The 17044-nt window shown below is 39.3% G+C and carries 15 protein-coding genes and 1 pseudogene; 1 reads left to right on the plus strand and 15 read right to left on the minus strand.

Annotated features, from left to right (window positions below; genetic code table 11):
- Positions 1–39 precede the first annotated feature (39 nt).
- The 8 genes and pseudogenes from pynA to eno form a co-directional block, all read right to left on the minus strand.
- Complete coding sequence (gene pynA, locus ACXYSL_RS00575) at positions 40–732, minus strand: pyrimidine 5'-nucleotidase PynA (RefSeq protein ID WP_167265587.1); 693 nt, start codon at positions 730–732, stop codon at positions 40–42.
- Positions 733–766: 34 nt separating this feature from the next.
- Positions 767–1315: pseudogene (locus tag ACXYSL_RS00580) on the minus strand (hypothetical protein).
- Between the two features lie 88 nt (positions 1316–1403).
- On the minus strand, positions 1404–1907 hold the full coding sequence (locus ACXYSL_RS00585) for a hypothetical protein (protein ID WP_458623667.1): 504 nt from the start codon (positions 1905–1907) through the stop codon (positions 1404–1406).
- Between the two features lie 284 nt (positions 1908–2191).
- Positions 2192–2734, minus strand: a complete 543-nt coding sequence (locus ACXYSL_RS00590; protein WP_458623668.1) for a ClbS/DfsB family four-helix bundle protein — start codon at positions 2732–2734, stop codon at positions 2192–2194.
- A 137-nt stretch (positions 2735–2871) separates the two neighbouring features.
- Positions 2872–3786: a peptidase gene (locus ACXYSL_RS00595; protein ID WP_458623669.1), complete on the minus strand. Its 915-nt coding sequence runs from the start codon at positions 3784–3786 to the stop codon at positions 2872–2874.
- A 181-nt stretch (positions 3787–3967) separates the two neighbouring features.
- Positions 3968–4804: an AraC family transcriptional regulator gene (locus ACXYSL_RS00600; protein ID WP_458623670.1), complete on the minus strand. Its 837-nt coding sequence runs from the start codon at positions 4802–4804 to the stop codon at positions 3968–3970.
- A 201-nt stretch (positions 4805–5005) separates the two neighbouring features.
- Positions 5006–5500, minus strand: coding sequence for a YkgJ family cysteine cluster protein (locus tag ACXYSL_RS00605; protein WP_084920811.1), 495 nt, complete (start codon positions 5498–5500; stop codon positions 5006–5008).
- 175 nt (positions 5501–5675) lie between these two features.
- Positions 5676–6980 carry a surface-displayed alpha-enolase gene (gene eno / locus ACXYSL_RS00610; protein WP_000022823.1) on the minus strand — a complete coding sequence of 435 codons (1305 nt, stop codon included), beginning with the start codon at positions 6978–6980 and terminating at the stop codon, positions 5676–5678.
- A gap of 162 nt (positions 6981–7142) precedes the next feature.
- Here eno and ACXYSL_RS00615 point away from each other — a divergent pair, with 162 nt between their 5' ends.
- A complete protein-coding gene (locus tag ACXYSL_RS00615) occupies positions 7143–7589 on the plus strand; it encodes a DUF1694 domain-containing protein (protein ID WP_458623671.1) in 447 nt (148 codons plus the stop codon).
- Here ACXYSL_RS00615 and ACXYSL_RS00620 read toward each other — a convergent pair.
- From ACXYSL_RS00620 to ACXYSL_RS00650, 7 genes are all read right to left on the minus strand, one after another.
- A complete protein-coding gene (locus tag ACXYSL_RS00620; RefSeq protein ID WP_458623672.1) occupies positions 7586–8701 on the minus strand; it encodes a glycerate kinase in 1116 nt (371 codons plus the stop codon). The two genes, ACXYSL_RS00615 and ACXYSL_RS00620, sit on opposite strands and share 4 nt — an antisense overlap.
- A 9-nt stretch (positions 8702–8710) precedes the next feature.
- Complete coding sequence (gene serB / locus ACXYSL_RS00625) at positions 8711–9355, minus strand: phosphoserine phosphatase SerB (protein WP_458623673.1); 645 nt, start codon at positions 9353–9355, stop codon at positions 8711–8713.
- 61 nt (positions 9356–9416) lie between these two features.
- Positions 9417–10850, minus strand: coding sequence for a glycogen synthase GlgA (gene glgA, locus ACXYSL_RS00630; protein ID WP_009730181.1), 1434 nt, complete (start codon positions 10848–10850; stop codon positions 9417–9419).
- Positions 10847–11986 (minus strand): glucose-1-phosphate adenylyltransferase subunit GlgD, encoded by a 1140-nt coding sequence (gene glgD, locus ACXYSL_RS00635; protein WP_458623674.1) that lies wholly within the window; start codon positions 11984–11986, stop codon positions 10847–10849. Before glgD ends, glgA begins: the two co-directional genes overlap by 4 nt.
- Positions 11976–13118 (minus strand): glucose-1-phosphate adenylyltransferase, encoded by a 1143-nt coding sequence (locus ACXYSL_RS00640; protein ID WP_000787257.1) that lies wholly within the window; start codon positions 13116–13118, stop codon positions 11976–11978. The genes glgD and ACXYSL_RS00640 overlap by 11 nt, the downstream gene beginning before the upstream one ends.
- A gap of 158 nt (positions 13119–13276) precedes the next feature.
- Positions 13277–15172: a 1,4-alpha-glucan branching protein GlgB gene (gene glgB / locus ACXYSL_RS00645; RefSeq protein ID WP_458623675.1), complete on the minus strand. Its 1896-nt coding sequence runs from the start codon at positions 15170–15172 to the stop codon at positions 13277–13279.
- Positions 15173–15444: 272 nt separating this feature from the next.
- Positions 15445–16869: an NADP-dependent glyceraldehyde-3-phosphate dehydrogenase gene (locus ACXYSL_RS00650; protein ID WP_458623676.1), complete on the minus strand. Its 1425-nt coding sequence runs from the start codon at positions 16867–16869 to the stop codon at positions 15445–15447.
- Between the last annotated feature and the right edge of the window lie 175 nt (positions 16870–17044).

Genomic DNA, 17044 nt, shown 5'->3' on the forward strand with positions numbered 1-17044 from the left:
GCTTCTATTATAGCAAAAAGTGGCTATCTAAACCACTTTTTACAGTTTATCCAAACAATCCAGCAAGTCTTGGTAAGAATGAGCTTCATAAGTCGGCTGGGCTTGTGTATTATTTTCCAGATGATGGGGATTGTACCAGATAGTATCAATACCAGCATTATTGCCACCTTGGATATCGGCGGTTAGAGAATCTCCAATCATCAGCGCCTTTTCTTTGATGAAGCCTTCAATCTGTTGACCGATTTTTTCATAGAATAGTGCGTCAGGCTTTTGTGTTTGCAATTGCTCGGAGATAAAGACTTGGTTGAAATAGGGAGCCAGACCAGATTGAGCCAAACGTCCTGTCTGAATGGCAGTAATCCCATTTGTCGCAGCGTATAGCTCATAATCTCTCTCGATGAGGCTGTCCAAGAGTTCATGAGCACCCGAAAGAGTTTGCCCCTGTTGGGCTAAGTAAAATTGGTAACGCTGGGCAAGTAACATACCGTCTTTTTCCTGTCCGAAATAGGCAAATAAACGAGAAAAGCGCGTGTTGACCAGCTCTTGTTTACTAATTTTCTTTTGCTCCAAGTCCTTCCAGAGAGCATTGTTCATTGGAACGTAATAGTCTTTGTAGGCTTGAATATCCGCAACTCCTTCTTCTTTTAGAAGTTGCGTCAGAGCCACATCCTCAGCAGTATCGAAATCAAGCAAGGTATGGTCAAGGTCGAAGAGTAGAAATTTGTAGGGCAATTTGAAGTTTTCCTTTCTATGTGAGAACAAGTTACTAGTATTTATTAGGGAAATATTCTTTTCCCAACTGCCATAAATACTGATCAATCTCTTTAAGATTAAATTCTTCTAATCCGTAGTATTCTCTAAAAGCAATAATTATATTTTTAAATTCTTGATAATCTTTTAGGTCTGCATTCTTAAGGTTGAAAAATTTATCTGTTTTTCTAAAATATTTTAATACCTTTTCTACATAGCTATCATAAATAGGGTATTCGTTAGGATTATGATGAGAACAGTATTTGGTAGAAAAAGAATAAAACTTTCTAGTGACTCCATTAATAGTAACATTTTGAATTTCCTTGACTAAAGTTACATCACCTTGTCTCAACCTCTCATCAATTTTAAGACTTAGAATATGTTCTGCAACTGGATAAACTGAAAAAATATTGGTAAAAGCTCAAAAAATAATTTATCTAAAGCATCTTCTTGCAACTGATAATTTTTAAGATTTTTCCACGTTTTCAAGTATTTTCCTACTTCAATGGCTGACGGTTTAGATATAACAATATCTGATTTCTGTCTTCTTATAGTTAATTTGCATACTTACCTCACTTAAAGTAGTTGTTAAAATAATTGATAGATTTATTATAGCATATTACAAAACGAATGGGTAAGCTCTTTATTCGTCTCTACCCCAACTCCTTGGCTATTCTGCTTTTTTCAAGTTTTCCCTTAGTAATTCGTTTCCATAAAACAAGTGGGTTCAAACTATAAGATAGACGTACAAGGAAATAATTAACCCATTCGATAAGGGCAAAAAGCTGTATTAGTGTGGCTATAATACCCACTTGGACACTCGGTGTATTCCAGACAATAAAAGGAAATCCTGAAATAAGTAAAACAAAGTCTAGTATTCTGAAACCACCATATAATTTGGGGACACTTCTACTACCAAACTGAGGTTTCGACAGTCTTCTAATCAAGATTGCCCAGTAAATTGAACCTTGAAGTAAAATAAATGTCAGTAAAGACAAAGGATAGAGAATGGTTGCTAGACTATTCCAATCACCAAGTCGATTTTTCAAAAGGAAAAAACAAAACCAAAAGGATAGGACCGCTGTGAACTCTCCCAAACAAAGGGACACCAACTCTTTTCTAACTTTCTTTTTTTGTATTTTCATCATCTCACCCATCTATCTATCATCCTATATCAGAAAAAAGCCATTCGAGGCATTTTCTAGTCAAGATTTCTCAGAATCAAGACATTCTAAGCATCGAACAGCTCTATTACTTTAATATAAATGCAATTCTAAGTTTAGAATTACATTTATATATGTGTTTTAGATCTGTTCTAAATCTATGACAGCCTTAAATTTTAATTTTTGAAGGATTCTAAAGCTAGAAGAGCTCTAAAATCACGAGCACTAAGCTATTCGAAACTTAGAAGAACCTTTGGTGAATTTCAATAGAACTTCAACTAGCTACTCTTACAATTTCTCTGATGAGCTTTGAGTTTTTTCATAGCCCAATCATAGTGACTGGATGTGGCACTCACAAAGTAGGAGCCTAAACTTGTCCCTCCTGTACACTTATAGACACCTTTGGTAAAGAGTTCGTCATTGCTAAAGTCTTCCAGCAACTCTAACACCTCTCTATGCGATTGCTCTAGTAGCCTAGTCGCTTCTTCTAAAGACGTTTTCTGGTGCTTCTTCCAAATAGCGACATTCATTCTCCCATAAGTTTTCCAATTATAAGGTTCAGGGAGAAAAGGTCTTTCATGACCCTTTTGATTGGAATGTATCCAGGTCAAAAGAAACTGATGCCATTCACAGAGATGGATCAGAACATCTCTTAGATTTTTATCTCTTTTCCAGTGAGCTTCTTTTTTCTTTTGGTCTTTTGAAAAATCAAAAGGAGTCTGTAGTTCCTCTTCACTTAATTTAGATATAAAGTGATTGAGCTTTTCATAGTTTTCCTTAGAGGCTAGCACTAATTCCTCTTTCGTTCTTGGTCTAGGCATAGGAGTTCTCCCTTCATTTTTAAGTTGGATATGCTATTTCCTCACTTCATTATACCATAATCAAAATGCAGTCCTTCATTTTACGAAAAACTGCTTTTACTACCTATTTTTAATGCTTAGAGTCATCTCTAGGCCTGTTACTTTACATATAAATCTCTAAAGCGGTCATCCACTTCAGCTATCTGATAGAGCAAGTGGGCTAGTTCTTGGTAATCTTCTTTTAAACACGAAAGGTGGGCTTGACCAAATAAAGAAGCTAATTCCTCTTTTAATCTTGCCCCTTCGGGATCATGGTCTTTTAAAAATCGACTAAGATAGAGATTTCGAACAGCAGCAAGTTTAAAGCTGAAATACTGATGCAATTGCTTTTGCTCCGTATTTAAGCCGTTTTCAGCAATTGCTTTTGCATAACATTCCAAGACATTACTTTGTCCATCCAGATATCTGGTCCTCATAATCCTCGCCGTTTCTTGATAGATTTGAGTTTGACTTGGACTCTTGACCTTCCTAAAATTTCCCCACATGGAGTATGCTCCACGCTTATAGTCAATAGCTTCCGCCTTCCAAGCTTCTAAAAAGTCATTAAAAGCAACCTTCATACAGGCAAAACCAGCTGGATCATGCAAATAGAGATACTGACCATCAACAGCATACACTGTTACAAAGTGATCTACACCATAAAGCATTGTGTGATTTGGATTGTAAGTCAAGTGGCCAATATCAAGAGGTCCCAGTACGACTGGTCCTTTGGACAGAAACGTTTCCAACTTTCCTTTAATCTCTTCCAAATCTACTTCCGTTCCATCTTTTAGATAGAAATCCTCATAGTCAAAACCTAGTATCTTTAAGGAATGGGAGATGGAAAGGTCTGGCATTCCATTATCAAAGAATACTAGAGGGTGCTGCTTATCTTCCTTTACGATACTAGCGCCATTTCCTATCACCATAATTGCCTCTAAAAACTCTGCTTTAAAGTCATAACCATAGGCGTCGAGTGCCATTGCCAATGAATAGCTATAGCAAAGTGATACATCGCCAAAATACATCTGCATATTCCTGCCTCCTTATCTTCTATGGGATTATTATACCGAGATAACTTTACTCATACCCCATAAATTCCAAACAAAAATTATGGTATGTTTGATTTATATACATGAATTTCCACAATAAAAACTCTGTAGAGGTTCTTTCTACAGAGTCAGCTTTCCATCTTTATAAAAAATAGAAGATTATCTAGTCCTTGCTTACTGGTATCCAGAGTTCCATTTGATAGTCTGGTGACGACATATCTCCTTTGAAATAAACTTCAAAGTCTGGGGTTCCTGAATGGCGATAACCAGTTTCCGGGAAAAAGACTTCTAAGACGTATTTCCAAGCATGGTGGATGCTAGCTGGTATAACCCCCTTGACTGGTACGATAGCATATTCGGCTTCAGAGATGTCTTTGATTGACAGACCCAATTCTTCTGCTTTAGCTTTATCCGTCACATCATAGGCAGCCATATAGTTGATGATTTCGCCTTCTTTGACATCTGAGCAGACGCCAAAGGATTGACCATTGCCCAGACTTTCTAGATTTTCAAAACTGTGATGAGCATAGAGATACTCCCAAGCAGACGGGCATTTGCTATTGTCAATAGCTTCCAATAGGACGCCTGCCACGGTAAATGCAGGTTTCTTTTGAATCTTGATATCCATGTTCTTTCCTCCTGTGATTTTTAAGGATAATTGAAGCTTAGGAAAGACCCGATAAGGTTTTCCATTTCGAACTTCTGAGGGAGTTGCATCATGGAATTTCTTAAAGGCCGCACTAAAAGCATCCGCAGAGTCATAGCCATATTTCATTGCTATGTCAATGACTTTCTCAGAGCTTTCCCGCAAATCCATCACAGCCTCTGACAGCCTGCGATTGCGCAAGTATTCTGCTAATGTCATATCTGCCAGGATAGAAAATAGCCTGCTAAAGAGAGGGTAAGAATAGCCCGATAGCTGCTGAAATTTTTTCATATCCACTTCTTCAGTCAGTTGCTGCTCCAAATAATCCATTGTTTGATTGAATTGATGCATCATATTCTTTTTTTCTTACCTCCATAAGATACAAAAGACGTTAAAAGCAAAGTGAAAATAGGAAAATTAACGCTGGAGCTTCTAGTCCTAGAAATTTTCTCTTTTTCGAACAGCTTTTAGGCCGTGTTCAATCTATCTATATTCTAGCAAATACAAGATACTTCCGTCCTAGAATATTTGTACAAGATTTAAAGGTTCAAATCTTTATAACTTATCTTTTAATTTCTCAACAAAGAGATAGGCTGCTGGGCAGGTCAAGGTATTCTTAATCGTCAAATGATTAATTTGATGGATCTTTTTACGATCTGTATGGGGGAACTCTCGACAGGCCTTGGGTCGAACTTCATAGATGGAACAGAGATTATCTCCTCCTAGAAAGGGACAAGGCATGGATTTAAAAACCTTATCACCATCTTCATCTACCTGCAGAAACTCCGCTTCAAAAGCTGGTAATTTCATCTTAAAGTACTTAGCAATACGGGTAATATCGGCTTCCTTAAAGTCAGGCCCCAATGTCTTGCAACAGTTGGCACAGGCCGTACAATCAATCTCCGCAAAAACTTCTTGGTGGATCCGCTGGGCTATCTTATCTAAGTTTTTAGGTGGCTTTTTCTTTAGATTGGCTAAAATTTTACGATGTTCCTTCTGCTTTTGCAGTGCTAGTTGGTGGTAATACTCAATATCAATTTCTTTAGACATAATTGCTTTCTAATACAAGTTTTTTGTCTATTATACCATAAATACTGCCCCCTTTTTGCCCCCTGAACAGAAAAAAAGCCCTTCGGATAAAATCCGAGGGGCTTAAAACGTTGTTAGATCAACGACCGAACTTTTGAATTTCAAGGTTCGGGATAAAATAGTTCACTGAACTATTTTATTTTTTCAAGTTGTAGAATGATTTCAATCCACGGTATTCAGCTACTTCACCAAGTTGGTCTTCGATACGAAGCAATTGGTTGTATTTAGCGATACGGTCTGTACGTGAAAGTGAACCAGTCTTGATTTGTCCTGCGTTAGTTGCAACTGCGATGTCAGCGATTGTTGAATCTTCAGTTTCACCTGAACGGTGTGATACAACAGCAGTATAACCAGCTTCTTTTGCCATTTCGATAGCGTCGAATGTTTCAGTAAGAGTACCGATTTGGTTAACTTTGATAAGGATTGAGTTAGCAGCGCCTTCTGCAATACCTTTTTCAAGGTAAGAAGTGTTTGTTACGAAGAAGTCGTCACCAACCAATTGAACTTTACCACCAAGACGTTCAGTAAGAGCTTTCCAACCGTCCCAGTCGTTTTCATCCATACCATCTTCGATAGTGATGATTGGGTATTTGTTTACCAATTCTTCAAGGTAGTCGATTTGTTCTGCAGCAGTACGTACAGCAGCGCCTTCACCTTCAAATTTAGTGTAGTCGTAAACTTTACGTTCTTCATCATAGAATTCTGATGAAGCACAGTCAAATCCGATAAATACGTCTTTACCAGGAACATATCCAGCAGCTTCGATTGCAGCAAGGATAGTTTCAACACCGTCTTCAGTTCCTTCGAAACGAGGAGCGAATCCACCTTCGTCACCTACGGCTGTTTCCAAACCACGTGATTTAAGGATTTTCTTAAGAGCGTGGAAGATTTCAGCACCCCAACGAAGAGCTTCTTTGAATGTAGGTGCACCAGCAGGTACGATCATGAATTCTTGGAAAGCGATTGGAGCGTCAGAGTGAGAACCACCGTTGATGATGTTCATCATTGGAGTTGGAAGAACTTTAGTGTTGAATCCACCAAGGTAGCTGTAAAGTGGGATTTCAAGGTAGTCGGCAGCAGCACGAGCTACAGCGATAGACACACCAAGAATTGCGTTTGCACCCAATTTACCTTTGTTAGGAGTACCGTCAAGTGCGATCATAGCACGGTCGATAGCTTGTTGGTCACGTACATCGTAGCCGATGATAGCTTCAGCGATGATGTTGTTTACGTTGTCAACAGCTTTTTGTGTACCAAGACCACCGTAACGAGATTTGTCACCGTCGCGAAGTTCAACTGCTTCGTGTTCACCAGTAGAAGCTCCTGATGGAACCATACCACGTCCGAAAGCACCTGATTCAGTATAAACTTCTACTTCAAGTGTTGGGTTACCGCGTGAGTCTAGGACTTCGCGAGCGTAAACATCAGTAATAATTGACATTTTTTACTCTCCTTTGAGTTAAATTTTTTACACCTCTATGATACCTTAAAAATAAGCGTTTTTCAAGAAAAAACGTTATCTTTGTGCAAATTTTCCTTAACTTTATAAAGTAATCGCTTTCTTTTGTCTGTTTTCATGCGATTTTTGTGATATACTGTTTTTATGACAGATTTATCAAAACAACTACTAGAAAAAGCTCATGGTGGGCCGAAATTAAACCCTGACGAACAACGCCGCTACCTCGGTACTTTCGAGGAAAGAGTTCTTGGATACGCGGATATCAGTACTGCCAATAGTCCTGAATTAGAACATGGATTTTTCTCTATTTTAGATAGTTTTCAAGAAAAAGTAGAGGAACTTTTTGTGAAAATCTCACCAAATATCGAGTTTGACAAACAAGTCTTTTACTTAAAACAAGCAAAGGAAAGCAACTGCCAGGCGACTATTGTTTCAGATGATCATATCACCTCTCCTTTCGGCCTTGTCATTCACACGAACGAACCTGTTCAAGTAGATGAAAAAGACCTTAGACTTGCATTCTCGAATCTCTGGGAGGAGAAAAAGACAGAAACTCCTAAAAAATCAATCTGGAAAAAATGGTTAGGTTAATCCTTCCTCAAATTTAATAAATGACCGATATTAGTAGCTGTGTGCTCCAAATAGAGACTTGCATTTTTCAAACTATTCTCTAAAGGTTCACATTTTTCTAAAATGGAAAATGCTGCTTGTATATTTTCAAATGGTAGGGGAGGCAAATCGTCAGCAAGACTACCACAAATAGCAATAACTGGAACTCTGTTAGGGATTCTTTTTGCTACGCCGATAGGAGCTTTTCCAGCAAAGCTTTGACTGTCCAGTCTGCCTTCTCCAACGATAACCAAGTCGGCACCTGCAACTTTCTTGTCAAAGTCTATCAAATCCAAGCAAGTATCAATCCCAGATACGATACAGGCCTCAGCAAAAGCACATAGCCCAGCAGCAATCCCACCACCAGCTCCTGCTCCCTTCAGAGATAGGGTTGAAGGCGAGAATTTTTCATAGAACTCCTGTATAGCCAGATCTACCGTCTCAAATAAAGCAGGAGCCAAGCCCTTTTGTTTTCCAAATGTATAGGTCGCTCCTTGATGACCACATAAAGGGCTCACGACATCTGCTAAAATGCGGATTTTCACATCTTCAGGAATCCTATACAACTTGCTATTTGAAACTGACTCGAATTCAAGCAAAGTCTGACCGCAAGCTGGCAATTCTTTTCCATTCTTATCATAAAAACGATAACCCAAAGCAGCTGCAATGCCAATTCCACCATCATTACTTGCCGTACCACCTACACCGATATAGATTTCTTTCATTCCAAGATCAATGAGATGGCGAAGCAACTCTCCGATACCTTTGGTTTGGATGTGAAGGGGATTTCGTTTCTCCCGCGGAATCTTTCCTAAACCAACCAAGTCAGCAACTTCAAAGAGCGCTATTTGGCCTTTTTGAAAGTAGCGTATGGATTCTTTTAGCCCAAAAGGTCCTGTCGCCTCTTGCCATTTTTCTTCTAGTTCAAGAGAATGTCGGATAGCGTCTACAGTTCCTTCCCCACCATCACCTACAGGGCAAAGCAGACATTCTACATCTGCTATCGATTTTTGGAATCCTCTTTTTATAGCTTGAGCAACCTCTTCTGCCGTCAAACTTTCTTTAAAAGAATCGGGTGCAATTACAATTTTCATAGTTCCCTCTCATTCTAAGAAATCAATTAAAGGTAGAACTTCTAAAAGATCCCTCGTATCTACATGACAAGCTATCTCTGTTTTTACGACCTCTTTGGCACAAAATGCAATACCACATCCTGCTGACTTTAACATCAAGAGATCATTGGCACCATCACCGATGGCAATCGTTCTTTCTTTGGAAAGTCCTAATTCCTTTCTCCATCTCTCAAGAGTGGCTTGTTTTTCTTGGGCTGTAACAATTTCACCAACTGATTTTCCTGTTAAAAAACCGTCTTTGACTTCCAACTGGTTGGCAGAGAAATAGGAGATACCAAGGGATTTTGCTAATCTCTCAACTATTGGTACAAATCCACCAGACACTAGACCGACTAGAATGCCATTCTTTTGAAGAATGGAGATAAATTCTTGAGCATTCTTGGACAGGTGAATGGATTTGAAGACAGTATCAAAGACCGAAATTGGAAGACCTTTTAACAAAGCCACTCTTGCTCTTAAACTTGTTTTAAAATCCAGTTCACCTCGCATTGTCTGGCTTGTAATTTGCGAAATTTCGGCTTCGCAACCTGCTTCTCTTCCTAAAAGATCAATCACTTCCTCTGCTATCAGGGTGCCATCAACATCCATGACACAGAGCCCCATTACTTGAGTCATCACTTCTCCTCTTTTCTAAACAGCCCAAAAATCGTATGAAAGAATCATACGATTTTATCTATTAGTTGACTAAACTATGGTACAAGTCCAGGTAAGATTTGCAGGCTGTATCCCATGAGAAATCGCATTCCATAGCTTGTTTTTGTAGATTTTTCCAAACGTCCGGCTGGTACTTATAAACATCCAAGGCTGTTTGGAAACTCCAGTTAAGCCAGTAAGGTGTTAAATTGTCAAAGCTAAATCCAGTACCAGTTCCTTCGATAGGATTGAAGGATTGAACCGTATCACGCAAGCCACCCACTTCATGAACCAATGGTAGAGTTCCATAGCGCATAGCCATCATTTGTGACAAGCCACATGGTTCAAAACGACTTGGCATGAGGAAGAGATCACAAGCTGCGTATATTTCTTGAGCGAGCTTGACGTCAAAAGTGATATTTGCTGATAGTTTGTCAGGATAGACTTGCGCAAACCAGGAGAAGGAATGTTCAAAAGCCGGGTCACCTGTTCCTAAAAGGACTATTTGAACGTCCTCTTGTAAGAAACGATGCAAGCTCTCTACAACAACATCAAAGCCTTTTTGACGGGTCAAACGAGAGACAATCCCAACTAGAGGAACATCTGCTCGGACAGGTAACCCAACTCTCTCTTGCAATTTTGCTTTATTTTGTGCTTTTCCAGACAAATCTTCCTTATTAAAATGATAATCTAAAAGTGGGTCTGTTTGAGGATTATAAAGATCTGCGTCAATACCATTGACAATACCTGAAACCTTACCTGACTCCATCCGAAGAATCTGGTCCAAACCGCAGCCGAACTGACTGGTCATAATCTCGTGCGCATAGCTAGGGGAAACGGTTGAGACACGATCCGCGTAGAGAATACCTGCTTTCATCCAGTTGAGGCAATCATTCCAGCGAAGGGTGCCATCAGCATAGCGTTCAAACCCAACACCGAACAAATCCCACAACATTCCTTCAGAAAATTGACCTTGAAATTCCAAATTATGAATAGTTAAAACTGTTCTGATTCCTTGATATGCTTGAATCCAATGATACTTTTCTTTCAACAAGAAGGGAATCATGGCTGTGTGGTAATCATGAACATGGAGAAGATCAGGAATAAAGCCGATGCGTTCCATGGCTTCAAGAGCAGCCAGTTGGAAAAAGGCAAAGCGTTCACCATCGTCAAAATCACCGTACACATGGCCACGGAAGAAATAATATTGATTATCAATGAAGTAGAAGGTAACCCCATTCAAGACCGTTTTCTTAATACCACAGTACTGTCTACGCCATCCTACACTAACTTCAAAGTGGAGAACATCCTCTATCTGGTCACCAAACTTAGCTTCTACCATATCATAGTAAGGCAAGAAAACTGCAACTTCGTGCCCTGCTTTTACAAGTGATTTGGGAAGGGCGCCAATGACATCGCCCAAACCACCTGTTTTTGAAAAGGGTGCTCCTTCTGCCGCTACAAATAAAATTTTCATGAATAAATGTCCTCTGTTACTGTTTCACCCTTCTTAACTACAACTGGATGTTCTGCTGTTCCTCGAATGACAACACCGTCCGCAACTTCAACTCCTTTGTCTAGGATGGCATATTCAACTTGGGCACCCTGACCAATCACAACACGAGGGAATAAAATGCTGTCTTTCACCACACTATCTTTGTGAACATAAATGTTACGAGATAGGACTGACTGAACTACTTCACCCTCAATGATACTACCAGAAGCAAACTGAGAAGTACTTACTTTTGAAGTATTCGCATAGTAGGTTGGTTCTTCATTCTTAACCTTGGTATAAATCTTTTGGTTAGGTGAGAAGAGAGAGTAGAATTTTTGAGACTCCAACATATCAATATTGGCTTGATAATAGGATTGAACGGAGTGAATATTGGCTAGATAGCCCGTGTATTCGTAAGCAAAAGCACCTTCTTTTACAGCTAAATCGCGGAGGACATAGCGTAACTTTTCAGGATATTCTTTCTGAGCCTCTTCTTCAAGTCGTTCAATCAACCAAGGAGTATCCACAACAAAGATATCTGTAGACATGTTGAATAGTTCATCCGTAGATTTGTTATCAAAGAGTTTGTGCGAACGAACATGGTCAGTTTCATCAATTTCCAAGATAGCATTCACATCTGAAATGTCTTTCTTCGGAAGTTTTTTATATACAACTGTGATCGGGCCATTCGTTGTATTGTGTAGGTGGAAGACTTGATTCAAATCAATATTCACCAGTACATCGCAGTTAATCGAAACGGTTTGATTTGAACCTGAACGTCTCAAGTAGGTAAGAAGTTGTTGGTAATACTCTTTTCCAACTGTACTGCTTTCAACACGAGTATTGTAAATTCCTAGATAGTAGTGACTCAATAGGGTCGACAACCCCCACTCACGTCCTGAACGAATGTGATCAAAGACTGAACTGAAATTATCTTGTTGGAAAATCCCAAAGACACTACGAACACCAGCATTTGCAAGACTAGAAAGAGGGAAGTCAATCAAACGATATTTTGCTCCAAATGGCAAGCCGGCTACTGGACGATGATCCGTCAAAGTTGACATATCGTGAAAACCAACGGTGTTTCCTAAAATGGCTGAATATTTATCAATCTTCATCTGATGCTACCCCCACTACTTCATTGTATCCTACTACTTGTACTTCGTCTGTTCCATCAATTTCGACACCTTCAGAAATAACAGCACCCTCACCAATAATGGCACGTTTAATTTTTGCACCTTTTCCGATAATGGCACCACTCATGATTACAGAGTCTACTACTTCAGCACCCTCACGTACTTGCGCTTCTGTTGAGAGAATGGAATGCTTAACAGTTCCATCCACGAGACAGCCATCCACAACTAAAGAATCTTCTACATGAGCGTGTTTTCCAATAAAGTTTGGTGGTGAAATCAAGTTCCGTGAGTAGATTTTCCACTGACGATCACGACTATCCAAAGCGTTGTTTGGATCAATGTATTCCATATTGGCTTCCCATAGAGACTCAATCGTACCAACGTCTTTCCAGTAACCCTTGAATTCATAAGCATAGACACTTTCACCAGACTCAAGGTAATTTGGAATAACGTTTTTACCAAAGTCTGACATATCTACCTTGTTCTTTTCAGCAGCAACAAGCATATTGCGGAGACGTTTCCAATCAAAAATATAAATCCCCATTGAAGCCTTTGTAGACTTAGGTTGAGCAGGTTTTTCTTCAAATTCAACGATACGGTTATTGGCATCTGTATTCATGATACCAAAACGGCTAGCTTCCTTTAGAGGTACGTCTAGAACAGCTACAGTCAGACTGGCATTGTTATCCTTATGTGATTGGAGCATGTCATCATAGTCCATCTTGTAGATGTGGTCACCAGAAAGGATCAAAACATATTCTGGATTGATACTGTCGATGTAGTCAATGTTTTGGTAGATAGCGTGGCTAGTTCCTTCAAACCAACGATTTCCCTCGCTTGCAGAGTAGGGTTGAAGGATGGAAACACCTGTGTTAATACCATCTAGTCCCCAGCTCGAACCATTTCCGATATGGTTGTTCAAAGCAAGAGGTTGGTACTGCGTAATAACACCAACATTATGAATCCCAGAGTTTGCACAGTTGGAAAGAGCAAAGTCAATGATACGGTAGCGCCCACCGAATTGCACCGCCGGTTTGGCAATGCTTTGAGTGAGTTTTCCGAGACGTGTTCCTTGCCCACCCGCAAGGATCAAAGCTAGCATTTCATTCTTCATTTTCTACTCCTTTATAAAGACATGTGAACGTTAAAATCGAAAGAAGGTCGGAAGTCAAACTTTTTATAAAAATAATAGGAAATCCATTTCTCTTGTGTTTCAAGTCCAATACAAGTACATCCGTTTTTAAAATATTAAAAATTGTAATCAACAGCCTGCTATTCTTTTTTCTTAGCTGGTTTCAAACGACGCTTGATCTCCCAAATGCTTGCTCCCATAGCAGGCAGGGTGAAGGTCAAAGTCTGCTCGTAATCTTTCCATAAGCCTTCTTGAGTCTGAACTGTTTGATTGTGTTCTTTCCACACACCTCCCCATTCTTCTAGTTCTGTATTCCAAACTTCTTCGTAAATACCTGCAACAGGTAAACCAATCGTAAAGTCTTTACGTTCAACCGGTGCCATATTAAAGACACAGACTAACATTTCGTCCTTCTTGCCCTTACGAATAAAGGAAAGAACACTCTGATCTCTATTATCAGCATCGATAATCTCAATACCATCATAACTAGTATCAATTTCCCAAAGACAACGATGCTCTTTATAGAATTGATTTAGTTGAGAAGTGAAATGCTTCATCTTGGCATTCATCGGATCTTCTAGATTGGACCATTCCAACTGCTCTTCAGACTTCCATTCTAGGAATTGCCCGTACTCACTACCCATGAACAAGAGTTTCTTACCTGGATGACAAATTTGATAGGTGTAGAGATTACGCAGACCGGCGAACTGATTGTAGCGATCTCCCCACATCTTATGCATCATACTCTTCTTGCCATGAACCACTTCATCATGTGAGAAAGGTAGGAGATAGTTTTCATTGAAAACATACATAAAGCTGAAGGTCACAAGATTAAAATCATACTTGCGATAAATTGGATCTTCCTCGTAGAAACGGAGAATATCGTTCATCCAGCCCATATTCCATTTATAGTCAAAGCCAAGACCACCCATTTCTTTCATGCCAGTAATCTTTGTTGCTGATGAACTTTCTTCTGCAATCATCATGATGTCTGGATGAGCTAACTTAATCACTGTGTTTAACCGTTGAAGGAAATAATAACCCTCGTAGTTAAGGTTTCCACCATCTTTGTTTGGAGTCCAAGGAGCATTATCATAATCTAGGTAAAGCATATTGCTCACTGCATCGACACGAATACCATCTAAGTGGTAAAAATCAATCCAAAATTTAATACTTGAAATCAAGAAAGACTGGACCTCATTTTTCCCGAGGTCAAAATTCAACGCACCCCATCCATAGTTGTGAGCCTTGTTGTGGTCTTGGTATTCAAAAGTTGGTGTTCCATCATAATACGCCAAGGCATCATCATTAATAGTGAAATGGCCTGGCACCCAGTCTACGATAACACCGATATTATTTATATGACACTCTTCAACGAAATCTTGGAATTCCTCAGGTCTGCCATAGGAATGTTCAAAAGCAAAGTAACCCATAAGCTGATAGCCCCAGCTCAAGCCAAGTGGGTGAGCCATTAAAGGCATGAACTCAATATGTGTATAGTTCATCTCAACTAAGTATGGAATCAACTCGTCTTTCAGTTGCGAAAAAGTATAGGGACTACCGTCTGGATTTCTCTTCCAAGATCCTGCATGGGCCTCGTATATATTAACTGGTCGATCGAAAAATCCCAAACGCTTGCGACGCGCTAGCCAAAGGCCATCTTTCCACTTCTTTTCACGGATATTGGTCAGAACTGCTCCTGTACCCGGTCTAGCTTCAAAATAAACTGCCAACGGATCAATCTTCATGATCTGGTGACCATTTGCACGCGTGATATGATATTTATAAATCTGACCTTCCTGAGCCTGACTAGTAAAGACTTCCCAAACACCTGCTTCATTACGAACCATAGGAATTTGATTCTCGACCCAATTAGTAAAATCCCCAACTAGATGAACTGCTTGTGCATTTGGTGCCCAAACCCTAAAAGTATAGCCAATTTCTCCGTTTTTCTCCTCTCTATGTGCTCCTAAATAATGCTGGAGGTGAAAGTTTTCACCTGTAGTAAAGGTTCTTAATGCTTCTTGATTATTCATTCGATCCCCTCTCTTTTGTAAGCGTTTTCTATAATTCTATTATACACTCTTTTAAGATAACTTTCAAGTAATTTACGAAGAAAATCATATTTTTTTATGAAAGTCTTCAAAAAATTACCGAGCATTTTAAAAAAGATATCCCGAAAATAGAATACGAAACAATTTCCATATATTTTTTTATTATAATACTAGAATATTCGTTTTTTAACAATTTTAAACTGTATTTTTTTGAAAAAAATAAAATCAGGAAATCGATTTCCTGATTTTATATATTATTTTACATCAAATACAATGGATTTAACATTTGTCATCGCTTCGATACTATATTTAATTCCTTGCACTCCTGCTCCAGAACCTTTTACACCAAGGAATGGGAAATTATCTGGTCCGCGTTGTGTTTTATTATTAATATGAACGGTTCCCACTTCAAGTTTCTCAGCGATTTCAAATGCCTTCTTAAAGTCATTTGTAAAGACAGAGGATTGAAGACCAAACTCAGATTCATTGGCAATTGCTACTGCTTCATTCGCATCTGCGACACGAATAATTGGTAGAACAGGTCCAAACGGTTCCTCCCATGCCACTTTCATATCTTTTGTAACTTGGTCAAAAAGCACTGGCCAGAGAAGATTGTCTTCACGCTTGATTGGTGTAAGAGCCTGAGCACCTTTTTCTTGTGCATCTTCAATCAAGTCCCAGATGAAATCAGCTGAAGCGTTATCAATAACAGGTGTGATATCAGCATTGTCAAATGGATCACCGACTGTTAGCTTAGCGACTTTAGCCTGGAGCAATTCGGCTAACTTGTCTGCTACGCTTTCTAAAACTAAGACACGTTTGATAGCGGTACAGCGCTGACCAGAGTAGCTAAATGCACCACCTACGATTTGATTGGCTGCATTTTCCAAATCTGCATCTTCTAAAACGATTGCTGCATCTTTCCCGCCAAGCTCCAGCATAATTGGGCGCATACCAGCTAAACGACCGATACGCTCACCAATCGGTGTTGAACCTGTAAAGTTAATGAAGTTCACTTCCTTGTGTTCAATGATGTAGTCTCCGATCTCAGAACCACGTCCAGTGATGGTGTTAAAGACACCTGCTGGAATTCCGGCTTCGTCAAATGCTTTAGCTAGCAAGAGACCAGAAATAGATCCTTGCGTTGGTGGTTTAAACATAACAACATTCCCTGCAATCAAAGCCGGAGCAATCTTGGATCCAGAAAGGTTGACTGGGTAGTTAAATGGCGCAATAGCTAAGACAACTCCAACTGGCTCACGACGGACAACGGCTAGTTTGTTTTTACTTGCAGTTTCAAAACCGCCACCTTCCATCGCTTGTCCAGTAATACGGATACCTTCCTCAGCAGCAAAACGGATCAAATCTGCTGTACGTACTACTTCTCCAATGGCTGCTTTAATCCCTTTTGCAACCTCTTTGGCAAGAATTGTACCAATTTTTTCTTTATCACGTTCCAAAATATCTGCTGTCTTATGTAAATAGGCTGCACGCTCAACGGGTGCTAAATCACGCCACGCAGGGAGAGCTGCACGCGCAGCTTTCATAGCCTCATCTACTTCAGCCTGACTCATAGCTGGTACCGTGCCTAGTTTTTCTTGATTGATAGGAGAATAGATCGTAATCTCGTTCTCTGATAATTTCCATTTTCCATTCACTAAATTCTGATAATTTGTCAAATTCTCTTCCTCCTGAAAATGATTAAAACTTATTTTATCAAATTTTCAGAAAATTACAACCCTTTTTGTGGAAATATTGATATTTTTTTCACAAACTTGATTCTTCAAATTATTTGAATTTTATTCCTATTAGATATTGGTTTTTAAATAAAAATCAAAAAAGGCCTAGTTAATC

Source organism: Streptococcus sp. V913 (assembly GCF_054353455.1).